This window comes from Phocaeicola sp. RTP21198st1_B8_RTP21198_201120 (genome assembly GCF_040929485.1).
GTDB classification, from domain to species: Bacteria; Bacteroidota; Bacteroidia; order Bacteroidales; family Bacteroidaceae; genus Phocaeicola; species Phocaeicola dorei.
In genome coordinates, this window is the sequence record NZ_JBCOCI010000316.1 from 1 (window position 1) to 1,508 (window position 1,508).

The following is a 1,508-nucleotide window of genomic DNA, read 5'->3' on the forward strand; positions in this document are numbered from 1 at the left end:
TGCCTGTATCGTGTAATTATCAGCTGACCCCACTTTTGTCCATACTATATCATCGTCCACTGTAGCAGGTTCCCCGGTAACTGTTGTTTCTCCTGTGTTCGGATTAAACGTTCCTTTTGTCCTTAAATTAATAAGATAACATGTAATATCCGATAAAGTCACATTCTCACCTGCTGTAAAGGTTAGTTTAATACGGCTCATTACATGGTTGAATGCTAGTTTTACATTCGGAGTTTCGGCAGTTGCTTTTCCAGCTGCATAAAGGAAATCAATTTGCTCACGTGCAGCCGCTGTTGCTTGATTTTCACTATTAGTAGACACCTCGACAGCTATCGGTTCTTCTCCGGAAGTTCCTGTAAAAGGATAATAAGCCGTTACGTCATACTCTTGAGTTCCCAGAACCCAAATATTCTCTGCATATCCACTTTTTGCCGAAAACAGACTATTTTCACCACCAGTGTATTCATATTCAATATTTACTTGTCTGGAACCGCTCGTTTCCGTAGCTCTAGTTACAAGTTCACTTGCCTCTTGGTTATTAATCACTGCACTGAAGGAAACCTTCGCACCCGACTCTCCTGCAAACTTGATATCAGATTCTTTCACGTCATTACTGCACCCTGCCATGAGTAGCAAAGCCAAAGCAGCCGTTACATAGTTTATTTTCATACCATGTTTTTTAAAGTTAAACAAATATATTTTCATTATTAAATTCTCTATATGTTATAGGGAATAGCTCTCGGAATTCATCCTTCCCGATAGCAGTAAATAAGAGACAGTGTTTTCCATAGTTTATCATACTTCAAAATATTAAGTTAAACAAAAGTTAGATTTATATTTTGGAGTGAAAACATTGTATATCAATAGCTTATTAAATGACAGAAATTACCTTTAGACAATAATAGAAGTATCTCACGATGATGGGGCACAAAGAAAGCAATGCTTTATAATAGCTGATCTAATATTTCTCTAAATACTTTATCAGCATGTTCCTGCATAATTTTAATATAATTGAATATAGGACGATTGTTTTTCATACTGTGCCCTATACAATACTCTATCTTTTCAATCTGGATTCCTAAATTGTATCCATGTTGTGCAAATGTTTTTCGAGCGGAATAGTAAGTCACCTTTTTATTTATCTCGGAAAGTCTCGTTACTTTATCTATATGTCGGAAGATTAAACTGTATATCTGTCTATAAGACGAATATTTCCCAAATTTCAAATATCCATCCCTAGCCAGATATTTATTTATGATAGCTTTTGCTTCGGATTGCAAGGTAAACACAATCTCATTCTCTCCTTTTTTACTATTACGTGTTTTATGACGCACGTACCGCATATAGTTTTTATCTTTGAAATTATATGCCAACAAGTCCCTTAGATTAATGCCACCTAAATAATAAGTAAGCATAAAAACATCCCTTACTATTGACAGAGTAGGCTTAAAAAGACGGACATCCCGTATTCTCTTTAATTCTTCGACGGATAAGTCAAGTTCTCGTAC

At 35.5% G+C, this 1,508-nt stretch carries 1 protein-coding gene and 1 pseudogene; both read right to left on the reverse strand.

Features of this window, described 5'->3' with window-relative positions:
• The coding region (locus tag AB5935_RS25825) for a fimbrillin family protein (protein ID WP_368327853.1) at positions 1-669 on the reverse strand (669 nt) is incomplete at its 3' end.
• A gap of 275 nt (positions 670-944) precedes the next feature.
• A pseudogene (locus AB5935_RS25830) lies at positions 945-1,508 on the reverse strand (recombinase); the annotation flags it as partial.